This is a genomic window from Bradyrhizobium sp. Pha-3, from assembly GCF_042258615.1.
In the GTDB taxonomy this organism is placed as follows: Bacteria; Pseudomonadota; Alphaproteobacteria; order Rhizobiales; family Xanthobacteraceae; genus Bradyrhizobium.
In genome coordinates, this window is sequence record NZ_CP170152.1 from 5,119,241 (window position 1) to 5,134,554 (window position 15,314).

The 15,314-nt window shown below is 64.5% G+C and carries 11 protein-coding genes; 5 read left to right on the forward strand and 6 right to left on the reverse strand.

Translation table 11 applies throughout. The features are described 5' to 3' along the window. Window positions 1-5: 5 nt before the first annotated feature. A complete protein-coding gene (locus ACE10Z_RS24475) occupies window positions 6-6,287 on the reverse strand; it encodes a HAMP domain-containing protein (protein ID WP_375783054.1) in 6,282 nt (2,093 codons plus the stop codon). A gap of 283 nt (window positions 6,288-6,570) precedes the next feature. On the opposite strand from ACE10Z_RS24475, the gene ACE10Z_RS24480 reads away from it, so the two are divergent. After that, complete coding sequence (locus tag ACE10Z_RS24480) at window positions 6,571-8,526, forward strand: PAS domain S-box protein (RefSeq protein ID WP_375783055.1); 1,956 nt, start codon at window positions 6,571-6,573, stop codon at window positions 8,524-8,526. Window positions 8,527-8,540: 14 nt separating this feature from the next. Here the strand turns inward: ACE10Z_RS24480 and ACE10Z_RS24485 are convergent, their stop codons facing one another. Then, the gene (locus ACE10Z_RS24485; protein ID WP_375783056.1) at window positions 8,541-8,759 is read right to left on the reverse strand and encodes a hypothetical protein; all 219 of its coding nucleotides are present in this window, start codon (window positions 8,757-8,759) and stop codon (window positions 8,541-8,543) included. 130 nt (window positions 8,760-8,889) lie between these two features. After that, window positions 8,890-9,210 carry a hypothetical protein gene (locus tag ACE10Z_RS24490; protein ID WP_375783057.1) on the reverse strand — a complete coding sequence of 107 codons (321 nt, stop codon included), beginning with the start codon at window positions 9,208-9,210 and terminating at the stop codon, window positions 8,890-8,892. Window positions 9,211-9,271: 61 nt separating this feature from the next. Between ACE10Z_RS24490 and ACE10Z_RS24495 the strand changes: the two genes are divergently transcribed. Both ACE10Z_RS24495 and ACE10Z_RS24500 read left to right on the forward strand, forming a co-directional pair. Beyond that, entirely contained in the window at window positions 9,272-9,472 is a 201-nt protein-coding gene (locus tag ACE10Z_RS24495; protein ID WP_246787591.1) for a DUF3072 domain-containing protein, read from the forward strand. 103 nt (window positions 9,473-9,575) lie between these two features. Next, window positions 9,576-9,830 carry a hypothetical protein gene (locus ACE10Z_RS24500; protein ID WP_375783058.1) on the forward strand — a complete coding sequence of 85 codons (255 nt, stop codon included), beginning with the start codon at window positions 9,576-9,578 and terminating at the stop codon, window positions 9,828-9,830. Between the two features lie 160 nt (window positions 9,831-9,990). Here the strand turns inward: ACE10Z_RS24500 and ACE10Z_RS24505 are convergent, their stop codons facing one another. Continuing rightward, a complete protein-coding gene (locus tag ACE10Z_RS24505) occupies window positions 9,991-10,248 on the reverse strand; it encodes a hypothetical protein (protein WP_375783059.1) in 258 nt (85 codons plus the stop codon). A 112-nt stretch (window positions 10,249-10,360) separates the two neighbouring features. On the opposite strand from ACE10Z_RS24505, the gene ACE10Z_RS24510 reads away from it, so the two are divergent. Further along, window positions 10,361-12,430 carry an ATP-dependent helicase gene (locus ACE10Z_RS24510; RefSeq protein ID WP_375783060.1) on the forward strand — a complete coding sequence of 690 codons (2,070 nt, stop codon included), beginning with the start codon at window positions 10,361-10,363 and terminating at the stop codon, window positions 12,428-12,430. A gap of 143 nt (window positions 12,431-12,573) precedes the next feature. Here ACE10Z_RS24510 and ACE10Z_RS24515 read toward each other — a convergent pair whose 3' ends face one another. Continuing rightward, window positions 12,574-13,305, reverse strand: coding sequence for an adenylate/guanylate cyclase domain-containing protein (locus ACE10Z_RS24515; protein ID WP_375789909.1), 732 nt, complete (start codon window positions 13,303-13,305; stop codon window positions 12,574-12,576). Window positions 13,306-13,388: 83 nt separating this feature from the next. Continuing rightward, window positions 13,389-13,640, reverse strand: a complete 252-nt coding sequence (locus ACE10Z_RS24520) for a PilZ domain-containing protein (protein WP_375783061.1) — start codon at window positions 13,638-13,640, stop codon at window positions 13,389-13,391. Window positions 13,641-13,907: 267 nt separating this feature from the next. On the opposite strand from ACE10Z_RS24520, the gene ACE10Z_RS24525 reads away from it, so the two are divergent. Further along, entirely contained in the window at window positions 13,908-15,314 is a 1,407-nt protein-coding gene (locus ACE10Z_RS24525) for an MFS transporter (protein ID WP_375783062.1), read from the forward strand.

The window sequence follows — 15,314 nt, forward strand, 5'->3', positions numbered from 1 at the left end:
GCCGATCAGCGGTGCAGCCACATGCGGATCGCCAGCAGCAGTTGCTCGGTATTCACGGGTTTCGCCAGATAGTCGGATGCGCCTGCCTCCAGGCATTTCTCGCGGTCGCCTTTCATCGCCTTCGCGGTCAGTGCAATGATCGGCAGCCGCGCAAAGGCCGGATTTAGCCGGATGGCGCCGATGGTCTGGTAACCGTCCATCTGCGGCATCATGATGTCCATCAGCACGATCGCGATCTTCGGACTGGACTCGACCAGCGAGATCGCCTCGTGACCGGTTGTCGCAGTCAACACCTTCATACCTCGCCGCTCCAGCACGCTCGACAACGCGAAGATGTTGCGGGCGTCGTCGTCGACCAGGAGCGCGGTCTTGCCAATAAGATCCTCATCGGAACTATTGAGCTTCTCCAGCATCCTTTGTTTTTCGACGGGCAATTCCGTGATCACACGGTGCAGGAACAGTGACGTTTCGTCGAGCAGACGTTCAGGCGACTCCACGCCTTTGACGACGATGCTGCGCGCCATCGTGTGCAGTTCCGCATCCTCTTCAGCCGAAAGTTCCCGGCCGGTAAACACCACAACAGGAATATTGGAGAGCGTCTCGTCCTTGCGGATCTGATCCAGCACCTCGAAGCCGCTCATGTCGGGCAGGCGCAGATCGAGCACGACACAGTCGCACGGATGCTCGCGCAACGTCGAGAGCGCCCCTGCCCCGGTTCCGCTGGTCACGATCTCGATATCCTCGTGGCCGAGCAACTCGGTGATGCTGAGCTGCTCCGCCGCATTGTCCTCCACAATCAGCAGACGCTTGCGACGCGGTCTGGCGTATTCCTTGATCTGCGACAGCGCCGCGCTGACGCCCTCGGTCGTGGTCGGCTTGTTGACGAAGGAGAAGGCGCCGCGCGCCAGCGCATGTTGCCGGTCCTCGTCGAGCGTAATGATCTGGACCGGAATGTGACGGGTCAGCGGATTGTGCTTGAGCTGGCTCAGCACCGTCCAGCCCAGCATGTCGGGCAGGAAGACGTCGAGCGAAACCGCGCTCGGCTGGAACTGCTTGGCGAGATCCAGCGCCTCGGCGCCGCGGCTTGCGACCAGCACCTTGAAGCCCTTGTCGCGCGCCAGATCGATCAGCACCCGCGCGTAATGCGGGTCGTCCTCGACGATCAAGAGGATCGTGTCGCCGGGCTCGAGGTCGAGCCGGTCGTCCGCCAGCTGCTCGATCACACGCTCCTGTACGCCTGACGATTGCAGCGCCGGCGCCGCCGTGTGCGGCATCGCCAGCGCCTGCGGGCGCAAGGCCACCGACGGTCCGGCATATTTCAGCGGCAGATAGAGCGTGAAGGTCGAACCCTTGCCCGGTGCGCTCCGCAGATGGATCTCGCCGCCGAGCAGGCCAGCCAGTTCGCGGCTGATGGCAAGGCCAAGGCCGGTGCCGCCATATTTGCGGCTGGTGCCGGCGTCGGCCTGCTGGAACGCCTCGAAGATCAGCTTCTGCTTGTCCTGGGGAATGCCGATGCCGGTATCCGACACTTCGAATGCGACGACGGCAGGTGCGGCGTTCAGGATCGGATGCTCGGCGCTCCAGCCGCCGAGCGCAGCCGACACGGTCAGGCTGACGCCGCCATCCGCGGTGAACTTGAACGCATTCGACAGCAGGTTCTTCAGCACCTGCTGCAGCCGCTTGGAGTCGGTCACCATGCTGCGCGCAAGGTTGCCGTCGACATCGATGCTGAAGGAGAGGTGCCGGTTCTCCGCCTCGTGCCGGAACGGCCGCCCGACGGTCTCGAGCAGGCTCGACGTCAGAATTTCCTCTGCATCGACCGTAACCGTACCGGACTCGATCTTGGACAGATCGAGGATGTCGCTGATCAGGTTCAACAGGTCGGTGCCGGCGCCATGAATGGTGCGGGCGAACTCGACCTGCTTGCCGGTCAGGTTGCCGTCGGGATTTTCGGTGAGCTGCTGGCCCAGGATCAGGATCGAGTTCAGCGGCGTGCGCAGCTCGTGCGACATGTTGGCAAGGAATTCGGACTTGTACTTCGAGGTCAGCGAAAGCTCGGTCGCCTTTTCCTCCAGCGCGCGGCGGGCCTGCTCGATTTCCTGGTTCTTGCGCTCGACGTCGACGTTGCGCTCGGCGAGCTGCTGGGCCTTCTGCTCGAGCTGGTCGTTGGTCTGCTGCAGCTCCCTCTGCTGGGTCTGGAGCTCGCCGGCGAGCGTCTGCGACTGCTTGAGGAAGGCCTCGGTCTGCATCGTCGCCTCGATGCTGTTGAGCACGATGCCGATGCTGTCGGTCAACTGCTCGAGGAAGGTGATCTGCGAGGTCGTGAACGACGAGATCGAGGACAGCTCGATCACCGCCTTGACCTGGTTCTCGAACAGCACCGGGAATACGACCAGGTTCTTCGGCATGATCCGCATCAGCGCCGAATTGATCGGCACCGCGTCGCCCGGAATGTCCGAGACCAGGCGCTGGCGCTTGTCGAGCGCACATTGACCGATCAGACCCTCGCCGAACTGGACGATCTGCGAATGCGGGTTGCTGCTGTCGTTGGCGTAGGCAGCAAGCAGCCGCAGTTGCGGGCTCTCCGGATTGTCGACCTGATAGATCACGCCCATATGCGCGTTGATCAGCGGCGCCAGCTCGGTCAGCAGCAGACGGCCGACGGTCGCAAGGTCGCGCTGGCCCTGCAGCATGTTGGTGAAGCGTGCGAGGTTGGTCTTCAGCCAGTCCTGCTCGGTGTTGCGCTCCGTGGTGAGACGGAGGTTCCCGATCATGGTGTTGATGTTGTCCTTCAATTCCGCGACCTCGCCGCGAACGTCGACCTGAATCGAGCGCGTCAGGTCGCCCTTGGTCACGGCGGTCGCCACCTCCGCGATGGCGCGGACCTGGGACGTCAGGTTGGCGGCCAGCAGGTTGACGTTGCCGGTCAGATCCTTCCAGGTGCCGGCCGCACCGGGCACGTTGGCCTGGCCGCCCAAGCGTCCTTCGACGCCGACTTCGCGCGCGACGCTGGTGACCTGGTCGGCGAAGGTCGCAAGCGTCTCGGTCATGTTGTTGATGGTGTCGGCGAGCGCGGCCACCTCGCCCTTCGACTTCACCGTCAGGTTCTGCTTGAGGTCGCCGTCCGCGACCGCGGTCACCACCTTGACGATGCCGCGCACCTGCTCGGTCAGGTTCGCCGCCATGACGTTGACGGTGTCGGTCAGATCCTTCCAGGTGCCGGCGACGCCGCGCACTTCGGCCTGGCCGCCGAGCTTGCCCTCGGTGCCGACTTCGCGCGCCACGCGCGTCACCTCTCCGGCGAAGGCATTGAGCTGGTCCACCATCGTGTTGATGGTGTTCTTCAGCTCGAGGATTTCGCCCTTCACGTCGACGGTGATCTTGCGCGACAGGTCGCCGCGCGCTACGGCCGTCGTCACTTCGGCGATGTTGCGGACCTGCGTGGTCAGGTTCGCGGCCAAGAGGTTGACGTTGTCGGTGAGGTCCTTCCACGTGCCGCCGACGCCGGGCACCACGGCCTGGCCGCCCAGCCGCCCTTCGGTGCCGACCTCGCGTGCCACGCGCGTCACTTCGGCGGCAAACGAGCGCAGCTGCTCGACCATCGTGTTCAGGGTGTCCTTGAGCAGCAGGATCTCGCCGCGCACGTCCACCGTGATCTTCTTCGACAGATCGCCGCCGGCGATCGCGGTCGCGACCTCGGCGATGTTGCGGACCTGCGCGGTCAGGTTCGAGGCCATGAAGTTGACGTTGTCGGTCAGGTCCTTCCAGGTGCCGGCGACACCGGGCACTTCGGCCTGGCCGCCGAGCTTGCCTTCGGTACCGACCTCGCGCGCCACGCGCGTCACTTCACCCGCGAAACCGTTGAGCTGGTCGACCATCGTGTTGATGGTATTCTTCAGCTCGAGGATTTCGCCCTTCACGTCGACCGTGATCTTGCGCGAGAGGTCGCCGCGCGCCACCGCGGTCGTCACTTCGGCGATGTTGCGGACCTGCGCCGTCAGGTTGCCGGCCATCGAGTTGACGCTGTCGGTCAGATCCTTCCAGGTGCCGGCAACGCCGGGCACGTTGGCCTGGCCGGCCAGACGTCCCTCGGTGCCGACCTCTCGCGCCACGCGCGTCACCTCACCCGCAAAGCGGTTGAGCTGGTCGACCATCGTGTTCAGCGTTTCCTTCAACTGGAGGATCTCGCCGCGGACGTCGACCGTGATCTTGCGCGAGAGGTCGCCGCCGGCGATCGCGGTCGCCACTTCCGCAATGTTGCGGACCTGCGCCGTCAGGTTGCCGGCCATCGAGTTGACGCTGTCGGTCAGGTCCTTCCAGGTGCCGCCGACGCCGGGCACTTCGGCCTGGCCGCCGAGCTTGCCATCGGTGCCGACCTCGCGCGCCACGCGCGTCACTTCGCCGGCAAAGGCGTTGAGCTGGTCGACCATCGTGTTGAGCGTTTCCTTCAGCTGAAGGATTTCACCCGACACGTTCACCGTGATCTTCTTCGACAGGTCGCCCTTCGCCACGGCGGTTGCGACCTCGGCGATGTTGCGCACCTGTCCTGTGAGATTGGAGGCCATCGAGTTGACGCTGTCGGTCAGGTCCTTCCAGGTGCCGGCGACGCCGCGCACCATGGCCTGACCGCCGAGCTTGCCTTCGGTGCCGACCTCGCGCGCCACGCGCGTCACCTCGCCGGCGAAGGCGTTGAGCTGGTCGACCATCGTGTTGATGGTGTCCTTCAGCTCGAGAATTTCACCGCGCACGTCCACCGTGATCTTCTTCGACAGGTCGCCGTTGGCGACCGCGGTCGTCACCGCGGCGATGTTGCGGACCTGGGCGGTCAGGTTCGACGCCATCGAGTTCACGCTTTCGGTGAGATCCTTCCACGTGCCGGCGACGCCGAGCACGTTGGCCTGGCCGCCGAGTTTGCCCTCGGTGCCGACCTCGCGCGCCACGCGCGTCACTTCCGACGCAAACGCGTTGAGCTGGTCGACCATCGTGTTGAGGGTCTCCTTCAGCTGAAGGATCTCACCCGATACGTTCACCGTGATCTTCTTCGACAGGTCGCCGCCGGCGATCGCGGTCGCGACGTCGGCGATGTTGCGAACCTGGGCGGTCAGGTTCGAGGCCATGAAGTTAACGTTGTCGGTCAGGTCCTTCCAGGTGCCGGCGACGCCGGGCACCTGGGCCTGGCCGCCGAGCTTGCCTTCGGTACCGACTTCGCGCGCCACGCGCGTCACTTCCGAGGCGAATGAATTGAGCTGGTCCACCATCGTGTTGATGGTGTCCTTCAGTTCGAGGATCTCGCCGCTGACGTCGACCGTGATCTTGCGCGACAGGTCGCCGCGCGCCACGGCCGTGGTCACGTTGGCGATGTTGCGGACCTGGGCGGTGAGGTTGCCGCACATCGCGTTCACCGAGTCGGTCAGGTCCTTCCAGGTGCCGGCAACGCCGGGCACGATCGCCTGGCCACCGAGCTTGCCGTCGGTGCCGACCTCGCGCGCCACGCGCGTCACTTCCGAGGCGAATGAACGCAGCTGATCGACCATCGTGTTGATGGCCTCCTTCAGCTGCAGGATCTCGCCGCGGACGTCGACCGTGATCTTCTTGGACAAGTCGCCGTTGGCGACCGCGATCGTCACCTCGGCGATGTTGCGGACCTGGCCGGTCAGGTTGTTGGCCATCGAGTTGACGCTCTCGGTCAGGTCCTTCCAGACGCCGGTCACTTCCGGCACCTGGGCCTGGCCGCCGAGCTTGCCCTCGGTGCCGACTTCGCGGGCCACGCGCGTGACCTCCGAGGTAAACACCGAGAGCTGCTTGATCATCGTGTTGACGATGTTCGCCGATTGCAGGAATTCGCCGCGTAGCGGCCTGCCCTCGACGTCGAGCTGCACGGTCTGCAGCAGGTCGCCCTGCGCCACCGCAGCCACCGCGCGGGTGACTTCGCGGGTCGGCCACAGCAAATCGTCGATCAGGGTGTTGACCGAGCTTTCCATATCGGCCCAGGCGCCGCTGGCGAGGCCGAAATTGACGCGCTGGCGGGTCTGTCCCTCACGGCCGACGACCTGTCCGACGCGCGCCAATTGCTGCGCCATGCGCTCGTTGGCGGCTGCGATTTCGTTGAAGGCGTCCGCGATCTTGCCGTCGATACCGAGATAATCACCACGCATCCGAACCGAGAAGTCGCCGCCGCGCATCGCCTGCAGCGATTGCAGCAGATCGTGCGAGGAATCGAGGCTTCCGTTCGATGATTGAGTGCGGCGATCAGCACGGGGACGAGGCGGCGAACCGAGATCGGTCATGTAATTTCCCCTACGCGCTGGCCACGAATCCAGGGACTCGGAAAAGCCAGTGTGACCATAAGAATGACTGCCCTTGACCTGTTCAAGCGGGAAAACGCCAAAACCGCGATTTGTGACGCAAACCGAGGGACTTAATCGTCGATGGAACCAAAAGTTCCAATGCGCATTGGAACTTTTTGCGCAGCAGCATAAGCCGTTCGTATTGCTTGGGCCCGATCGGCGCATTTGATCGCATTGGAACATTGGCCTCGCCGGAACGTTCCCGGCGTTGGCAGGATTGGTGATGGTTAAGAAATCAGATCAGCTCAAGCGGGGCATTTTCGAGAGTGAGCGCAGCTTCCGGCTGTTGGCTGGAGGGGCGATTGACTATGGGATTTGCACGCTCGCCCCCGACGGACGGGTGATCAACTGGAACAAGGGCGCCGAGCGCATCACCGGCTATCCGGCCAAGGCAATCCTCGGGAAGCACTTCTCGGTCTTCTATCCGGTGGAGGATCGTGCATCGGGCCTTCCCGCGAAGGCGTTGCAGATGGCGCGGAAGGAAAAGCACGCCGTGGCCGAGGGCTGGTGCATCCGCAAGGACGGATCGCAATTCTACGCCTCTGTCGTCATCGATCCGATCTACGAGAAGCGCAAGCTGATCGGCTACGCGATGGTCACCCGCGACGTTACCGAGCGCCAACAGGCGCGCGCGAATCTCGACGCCAGCGAAAGCCAGTTCCGCCTGCTGGTGAGCAACGTCACCGACTACGCGCTGTACATGCTGACGCCGGCCGGCATCGTCGCCAACTGGAACGCCGGCGGCGAGCGCATCAAGGGCTATTCACCCGGCGAAATCATCGGCCAGAGCTTCGCGCGGTTCTATACGCCGGCCGACCAGGCCGCGGGCAAGCCGGCCCGCGCGCTCAAGATCGCGGAAGAGACCGGGCACTACGAGGAGGATGGCTGGCGGGTCCGCAAGGACGGCTCGTTCTTCTGGGCCAGCGTCGTGATCGATCCGATCCGCGACAGCGACGGCAGTCTGGTCGGCTTTGCCAAGATCACGCGGGACATTTCCGAGCGGCGTGACGCGCAGCAGAAGCTCGAACAGGTGCAACGACAGCTGGCGGAATCGCAGAAGATGGATGCGCTGGGCCAATTGACCGGCGGCGTCGCGCACGACTTCAACAACCTGCTGATGATCATTTCGGGCAATCTGCACCGGATCAAGCGCGAGGTGACGAGCGAGCGCGGCCAGCTTGCCCTGAGCGCGATCGAGACCGCATCCGAGCGCGCCGCATCCCTGACCAGCCAGCTGCTCACCTTCGCGCGCCGGCAGAGCGTCAACCCGCAGACCATCGATGTCGCCGACAGGATCACCGCGGTGCGCGAGGTGCTGAGCAGCGCGCTCGGCGGCTCGATCGAGCTGAACGTGGAAATCCAGCCGGATCTCTGGCCGATCTTCGTCGACCCGAACGAGTTCGAGACCGCGCTGATCAACCTCGTCGTCAATGCGCGGGACGCGATGGCCAATGGCGGTGCGCTGACCGTCTCGGCCCGAAACCTTCCCGAAACCACCGAGGTGGCCGTCAGCGTGGCCGATACCGGCGAAGGCATCCCCCAGGATGTGCTGAGCAAGGTCTTCGATCCGTTCTTCACCACCAAGCCGGTCGGCAAAGGGACCGGCCTCGGACTGTCCCAGGTCCACGGCTTTGCGCACCAGGCCGACGGCCGGATCGAGATTGCAAGCACGCTTGGCAAGGGCACCATGGTCAGCATCTGTCTCCCGCGCGGGACCGCGGTCGCAACGGCTACTACCGCGGGCCACAGCGTGCGCGGCTCCGCAACCGTCCTGCTGATCGAGGACAATCCGGCCGTCGCGGATGCGAGCACCGGCCTGCTCGAACAGCTCGGCTACACCGTGCGCTGGGCTTCGAACGCAGAGGCCGCGTTGTCGGAAATCGAGACCAACGGGGTCGACGTCGTGTTCAGCGACATCGTGATGCCGGGCAGGATGGACGGGCTGAAGCTGGCGCGCGCGATCCGGGACAGGAAGCCCGAGCTGCCGATCCTGCTAACGACAGGCTACAGCGAGAGTGCGCGCCACGTGCGGTCCGACTTTCCGGTCCTGCGCAAGCCGTACCGCATTCAAGACCTCAGCCGCGAGCTCTCGAAGCTGACGGAGCAACGCTCTGAAAGCGTGTCGGACGATCTCCCGGCGGATGAACATGCGCCCAGAAAGGCGAGAGCGCGGTCATAATTTCAAAGGGACTGCTATCGGTCGGCTGGCCAGGTTCGCCGCACCAACAACACCCGTTCGACGCGGCTGCATTGTTCGCAGCGGTATTGAAGGATGTCCTTGCCTTCGCTGCCCGGAGAGCTGCTCTCAAGCCGCATCGTCCTGATGCAGCTGATGCAGGAGATCAGCGTCAGCAGCGGACTGCGATCGTCATTCATCGATGCCCGCGGTGGCGCGGTCGGATCGGCGATCATGGCGCTGGGCGATGCTATGGTGTTGGCTCTCACCACAAGAAAATGCCCACCCTTGGCTAGGGTTCCCGCCTCGAAACCAGATTTGGGCCCGAGCCGGTGTGTGACCCGCCCTCCCGCTCGGGTGGACCGATCAAACCCTCGCGTTGTTCTGGCCTGGCCTGAGCCTGCCTTTGTCCGGTTTGCCGGGAGCCGGCTTGCCGGTCGCAACGGAGCGGTCCGCAAAACTTCGGCTCAGCCGCTCCCGCACAGTCGGGAGGCGCTCGCCGCCGCCGGCGGCCTTCCACCGGCCAATGAGCTCGGCCACTTCGGCGCGCATCGCCATCAGCCGGTAGGACGCTTCGCTGCAATCCAGATCGCGGTTGACCTGATCCCGGATCGACGCCTCGACCAAGGTCATCTCAGCCCGCAAAGTGCTGATCTTACGACGAATTTCATTGATCTTATTGTCCATGGCTTGTTAGAACAAAAATAGAACATATTGTCAAGTCACGATCCGGCAAGCGAGGTGAGCGATGAGCATGGCAGCGGTGAGATTTGGCGGGGTTGCGGAGCGGCTGGGCGGGCTGATGTCGCGTGCCCAGGCGCTGCGGTTGAGGAGCCTGGCCGAGGAGGCCTACCAGCCGAACCAGTACGCGCGCGACCTGACATCGGAGGAAGCCGAACGGCGCATCGATGCCCTCAGGGCGGAGATCGCACTGGCGGATTCTTTCTGAACCGCCCACTCCGACCGAGCCGGACACTCCCTTAAGGCTTTGATATAGCGGCGCAGCTAGGTCTGTTCTGTTATTGCTGTTTGCCTTTTTGGGGGAGCCTTTCGTGCTGGAGCTGGAGAAGCGGTCGCCGCTTGCGTTCCCGATCACGCTGAAGGACGGGCGAACACTCGCGACCGTTGGCGACGCGGCGGATTACCTGTCAGCACTGAGCGCGGATCAGCGCGACCGCGGATACTGGAAGACGGCAATCATGATGTTCAACAACGCCATGCGCGAACCCGGGTATCTGAGGATCGCAACGATGAATCTGCGCTCTGCCCTTGTGTACGACCGCCTCGTCGACGACGTCGGCCACTGATTGTGGTGTTGCAGCTACAGCCGAATCGGCGCGCCTTTCGTAAGGCCCGTCCGTTATGGCCGCAAACAAGGTAACGGCGGTACACGCGACGGCCGGGTGCGCAATGCGCTTCGGCCGCACTCTCGGGCCGCCGTGGAGGGCCAAGGCGGCCCATTTCTTTTCAAAGCAGTTTCGCGCGGACGAACAGCATCCGCAGCGCGGAGGTTGCTTGCACCGTCAGCATGGCGTTACCGGCCGCGCGCTCCAGCGCGACCAGCGCGTCGTCATGCAGCGAGCGGAACTCCATCCATTCGACGGCGCTGAGATTGCTGATGAAGTGGTAGGCCTGACCGACGGTCGAGAGCGTCACCGTCTCGCCGTTCAGCCGCACCTTGAATGTCGCCTTCAGCGGCGTGTCGGATTTGGAAACGTCAGCCATGGCGCGGTTGTGCTCCGCGGTGCGTTAATGTCAATCTAATTTCTCTGCTCCCTCGCCGGTGCGCCGGCTCCACGGAATCGCAATGTCTGTTAGCGTTTCGTGGGGGTGATTCGTGCCTGATGTTGCCAACACAGCCTATCTCGATGCGCTCAATTCGGAGCAACGTCGCGCCGTCGAGCACGGGGTCGGCGAGGATGGCATCGTCGGCGCCCCGCTGCTGGTGATCGCGGGCGCAGGCTCCGGCAAGACCAATACGCTCGCCCATCGGGTCGCGCATCTGATCGTCGCGGGCGCCGATCCGCGCCGCATCCTGTTGATGACCTTTTCGCGACGCGCAGCCGCCGAGATGGCCGGCCGCGTCGAACGCATCGCGCGGCGCGTGCTCGGCGATCGCGCCTCCGTCATGACCGATGCGCTGAATTGGGCCGGCACGTTTCACGGCATCGGCGCGCGGCTGCTCCGGGAATTCGCTGAACGCATCGCGCTCGACCCGGCCTTCACGATCCATGACCGTGAGGACTCCGCCGACCTGATGAACCTGGTCCGCCACGATCTCGGTTTCTCCCGCACCGAAAGCCGGTTTCCCACCAAAGGCACATGCCTTGCGATCTACTCGCGCTGCGTGAACGCGGAGATGCCGATCGAGGCCGTGCTGGGCCAGTTCTTCCCGTGGTGCTCCGGCTGGGCCGGCGAGTTGAAGCAATTGTTCGCGGCCTATGTCGAAGCCAAGCAGCGGCAGAACGTGCTCGATTACGACGACCTGCTGCTCTACTGGGCGCAGATGGTGACGGATACGGCGCTCGCAGAGGAGATCGGCGGCCGCTTCGACCACGTGATGGTCGACGAATATCAGGACACCAACCGTCTGCAGTCCTCAATCCTGCTTGCGCTCAAGCCGGCGGGACGCGGGCTCACCGTGGTCGGCGACGACGCGCAGTCGATCTATTCGTTCCGCGCCGCCACCGTGCGCAACATCCTCGACTTCCCGAGCCAGTTCAGCCCGGCCGCCGAGATCGTCACGCTCGACCGCAACTATCGCTCGACGCAGCCGATCCTGGCGGCCGCCAATGGCGTGATCTCGCTCGCCAAGGAACGCTTCACCAAGAACCTGTGGACCGACCGGACCTCGAGCCGCAAGCCGCTGCTCGTCACGATCCGCGACGAGGCCGACCAGGCTCGTTACATCGTCGAACAGGTGCTGGCCAACCGTGAGGAAGGCGCGCTGTTGAAGCACCAGGCGGTGCTGTTCCGCACCTCCTCGCACAGCGGTCCGCTGGAGGTCGAACTGACCCGCCGCAACATTCCCTTCGTGAAATTCGGCGGCCTCAAATTCCTCGACGCCGCGCACGTTAAGGACATGCTGGCGCTGCTGCGCTTCACCGCCAATCCGCGCGACCGGGTCGCCGGCTTTCGCATTCTGCACCTGTTGCCCGGCGTCGGGCCGGCCTCGGCGCAGCGCGTGCTCGACCGCATGGCAGAAGCCGCCGATCCGATCGCGGCGCTCGTGGCGCTGCCTGCCCCGCCCCGCGCGGGCGCCGACTGGCGGCTGTTCGTCGAAGCGATCGAGAACCTCCGCTACTCGGAATGGCCGGTCGACATCGAACGCGCGCGCCTCTGGTACGAGCCGCATCTCGATCGAATCCACGAGGACAGCGAGGTCCGCCGCGCCGACCTCATTCAGCTCGAGCAGATCGCCGCCGGCTGTCCGTCACGCGAGCGCTTCCTCACCGAGCTCACGCTCGATCCGCCCGACGCGACCAGCGACCAGGCCGGCGTGCCGCTGCTCGACGAGGATTATTTGATCCTGTCGACCATCCACTCCGCCAAGGGGCAGGAATGGAAATCCGTCTACGTGCTCAACGTCGTCGACGGTTGCATGCCCTCCGATCTCGGCGCGGGCACATCGGCCGAACTCGAGGAGGAGCGCCGCCTGCTCTATGTCGCCATGACCCGCGCCAAGGACGATCTGCATCTGTTGGTTCCGCAGCGTTTTTTCGTCCACGGCCAGGCCGCCAAGGGCGACCGCCACATGTACGCCTCGCGCACCCGCTTCATCCCGGAACGGTTGCTGCCGATGTTCGAGCGAACCAGCTGGCCGCGCGCCGCCGCAGCGCAAGCCTCGACCGCCAACCGTGCCCCGCCGATCGACATCGGCGCCCGGATGCGCGGCATGTGGCGCTGACGCGGCGCAAAAGGATTCCGTCCGGGCGGGAACGAAGTCGCCCGGTCCCGCGTTGAGGGACGTTCGTAATCGGCAAACGACCATCCCGACGGCTTCGGCGTGCAGTTGCACTGCTGGAGCCGTCTTTTTTGCGTCGCGTCAATTCACGCGGAAAACAGCGTAACCGGCTGGTCGAAGCCCTTCAGCGTATAATCGGAACCGGTAGCCGTGATCATGTCGCGGGTTCGGTCCCGCACGGCCGTCGTGACAAGGATCTCGCCGGATTTCGCGGCGGCCTGGGCGCGTGCCGCCCGATTGACCACCGTGCCGACGGCGGTCAGGTCGCGATGGGTCTGGCCGAATTCACCAAAATTGGTGTCACCGCTATCCAATCCGATGCCGATGCCGATCTCGATGTCGCCGGCGCCGATCACCCGCACCAGCGCATCGTGCCTTTCCCGGAAACGGCGCTGGATGTCGCGGGCCGCCAGCAGGGCCTGCACGGCATGATCCTCCCGCCGCACCGGAAAGTTGAAGATCGCGAACACGGCATCACCGATCGTCTTGTTGAGAATGCCGTCATAACGCCAGATCGCGGCGGCGCAGTCGTCGTAGAACGCATCGAGCAACGACGTCAGCCCGGCCGGCGCGATGGTCTGCGTCAGTGTGGTGTAGCCACGCAGATCGGCGAACAGGAGGGTGGCGTCGATGGTCACGGCGCGCGCCTTCATGATCTTCGAGAAGGCCATTTCGCAGATCGTGCAGGTGTTCGGGTTCATGCGGCTCGGCCGGACGCCGAACAGTCGGAACGGTGCCGACAAGGGGCCGCGCAGCGGGATCGGCATGTGCAGGTTTTGCCAGCAGCCGAGGCAGATCGTTGCGGGTTCCGGAGTCATCGGTGCCTCATCTGCTGTTCCAGTAGCGAAACCCACCCCACCGTGGCACGGTCGGTCATGGCATCCCCACGAGATTGCCGCGCTCAGGCGGTCGTCACAAAGCTCACTCCAATCCGCGTCTTCTTGCTCCAGATCATCTGGCACTCATAGACAACCGAGGCGTCCCGGGCCATCACAAGGCGGAACCTGTGCGGCACGAAGGCCGGATTCTCGACCTCGATGGCGGCCCCCTCAGGCGACATGTTCACGATCGTGCAATGCATGACCGAACCGCCCGACGAGACATAGCCGGGTTCGTTGACCTCGGTTCTCGGATGCTTGCGCTTTTCGTCCACCCGGCCTGCCCCTCAAGCTTTCCTCACGCAAACGTGGGCGATCGGCATTGCTGGAGTCAACGGCTCCCGCGGCCGGCATCCGGCTTTCGCACCACGATTTGTGCGCAGCAGTAAACCGGATTGCGTATCGCACCCATGCAGATGAGCCCCGCGTCGGTGCGGGCTTGCCGTGCGCGACGGCGCGAGGATAGCCTCATCCTATGGGCGATGCGCCGGCGCAACGCACGCTCCCAGCAACAACGAACAGGCGCCATGGGGAGACGCGCCATGTTCGAGATTCTCGATCGCCGGACGACTCTGACCGGCAACCAGATCAAGATCCTTGCGGCGGCCATCATCGGCGATGCGCTGGAATTCTTCGACTACTTCCTGATCGGCTTTGTGCTCGCGTTCCTGATCGGGCCGTGGAAACTCACCTTTGGCCAGTCGGCCACCGTGCTGATGAGTTCCGGCATCGGTGCCATCCTCGGCGCCTATCTCTGGGGCTGGCTCGCTGATCGGGTCGGACGCCGCGTCGTCTTCATCGGCACGGTCCTGAACTTCTCGATCGCAACCGGCCTGCTCTATTTCACGCCCGACAACGGCTGGGTTTACCTCGCGATCCTGCGCTTCTTCGTCGGCACCGGCGTCGGCGGACTCTATTGCGTCGACCTGCCGCTGGTGCAGGAGTTCATGCCCTCGCACAAGCGCGGCTGGGTCGGCGGGCTCGTCACCTGCGTAATCCCGCTCGGTGTCGGTCTCGGCGCGGTGCTGGGCGCGATCATGGGCACCGATCAGTGGCGGCTGCTGTTTGCGATCGGCGTGCTGCCCGCTGTCCTGGTCCTGCTGGTCCGGCTCTGGGTTCCGGAGTCGCCGCGCTGGCTGTGCCGGCAGGGCCGCTATGACGAAGCCCGAAAGTCGCTGGCCTGGGCCCTGCAGGTGCCGCCATCGGAGCTGCCGTTGCCGAGCGCAGCCGACGCCGGCCCGATCGTCAGGACAAGCTGGTTCGACCTGTTCAAATATCCACGCAGCCTGATCGTCTCCTGGCTCGGCAATGCCGGGGCGCAGACCGGCGTCTACGGCATCACGCTGTGGGCACCCGCGCTGTTCGTGCTGCTGCTGAAGGTCACGCCGCAGGAGGCCGCCAAGATGATGATCCTGCTCAGCATCACCGGCTTCCTCGGACGCATCTCGTTCTCCTGGTTCTCGGAACTGCTGGGACGGCGCATCGCCGGCGGCCTGCTCGGCTTCGGCGCCGGCGCGCTGACCATCATTGCCGGCTATCACTACGACGCGAGCCTGTTCGGCATGTCGGCGTTCTGGCTGCTGCTCGGTGCCGCCTTCTTTTTCGCCGACGGCGGCTTTGCGATCGTCGGGCCCTATGCCGCGGAGGTCTGGCCGTCGCATCTGCGCACCACGGGCATGGGATCGGCTTACGGCTTCGGCGGCATCGGCAAGATCATCGGACCGGTCGGGCTTGCCCTGATCGTCGGCTCGAACAACTACCTCAAGCCGGATGTGCCGCTCACCCAGATTCCGACCGCCTTCGTCTATCTCGGCTGCTGGTTCCTGATGGCGGGTGCCGTCTATCTGTTCTTCGGGCTCGAGACGCGGGGCAAGTCGATCGAGCAGATCGACAAGGAGCTCAACGCGACGGCTGACGTCGCAGCATCCGCAACCATCCGGCGCGCCTGA

Excerpts from the sequence above, each read along its gene's own strand:
- ACE10Z_RS24475 (WP_375783054.1), bottom strand. The coding sequence starts at position 6,287 with ATGACCGATCTCGGTTCGCCGCCTCGTCCCCGTGCTGATCGCCGCACT.
- ACE10Z_RS24480 (WP_375783055.1), top strand. The coding sequence starts at position 6,571 with ATGGTTAAGAAATCAGATCAGCTCAAGCGGGGCATTTTCGAGAGTGAG.
- ACE10Z_RS24485 (WP_375783056.1), bottom strand. The coding sequence starts at position 8,759 with ATGATCGCCGATCCGACCGCGCCACCGCGGGCATCGATGAATGACGAT.
- ACE10Z_RS24490 (WP_375783057.1), bottom strand. The coding sequence starts at position 9,210 with ATGGACAATAAGATCAATGAAATTCGTCGTAAGATCAGCACTTTGCGG.
- ACE10Z_RS24495 (WP_246787591.1), top strand. The coding sequence starts at position 9,272 with ATGAGCATGGCAGCGGTGAGATTTGGCGGGGTTGCGGAGCGGCTGGGC.
- ACE10Z_RS24505 (WP_375783059.1), bottom strand. The coding sequence starts at position 10,248 with ATGGCTGACGTTTCCAAATCCGACACGCCGCTGAAGGCGACATTCAAG.
- ACE10Z_RS24515 (WP_375789909.1), bottom strand. The coding sequence starts at position 13,305 with ATGACTCCGGAACCCGCAACGATCTGCCTCGGCTGCTGGCAAAACCTG.
- ACE10Z_RS24525 (WP_375783062.1), top strand. The coding sequence starts at position 13,908 with ATGTTCGAGATTCTCGATCGCCGGACGACTCTGACCGGCAACCAGATC.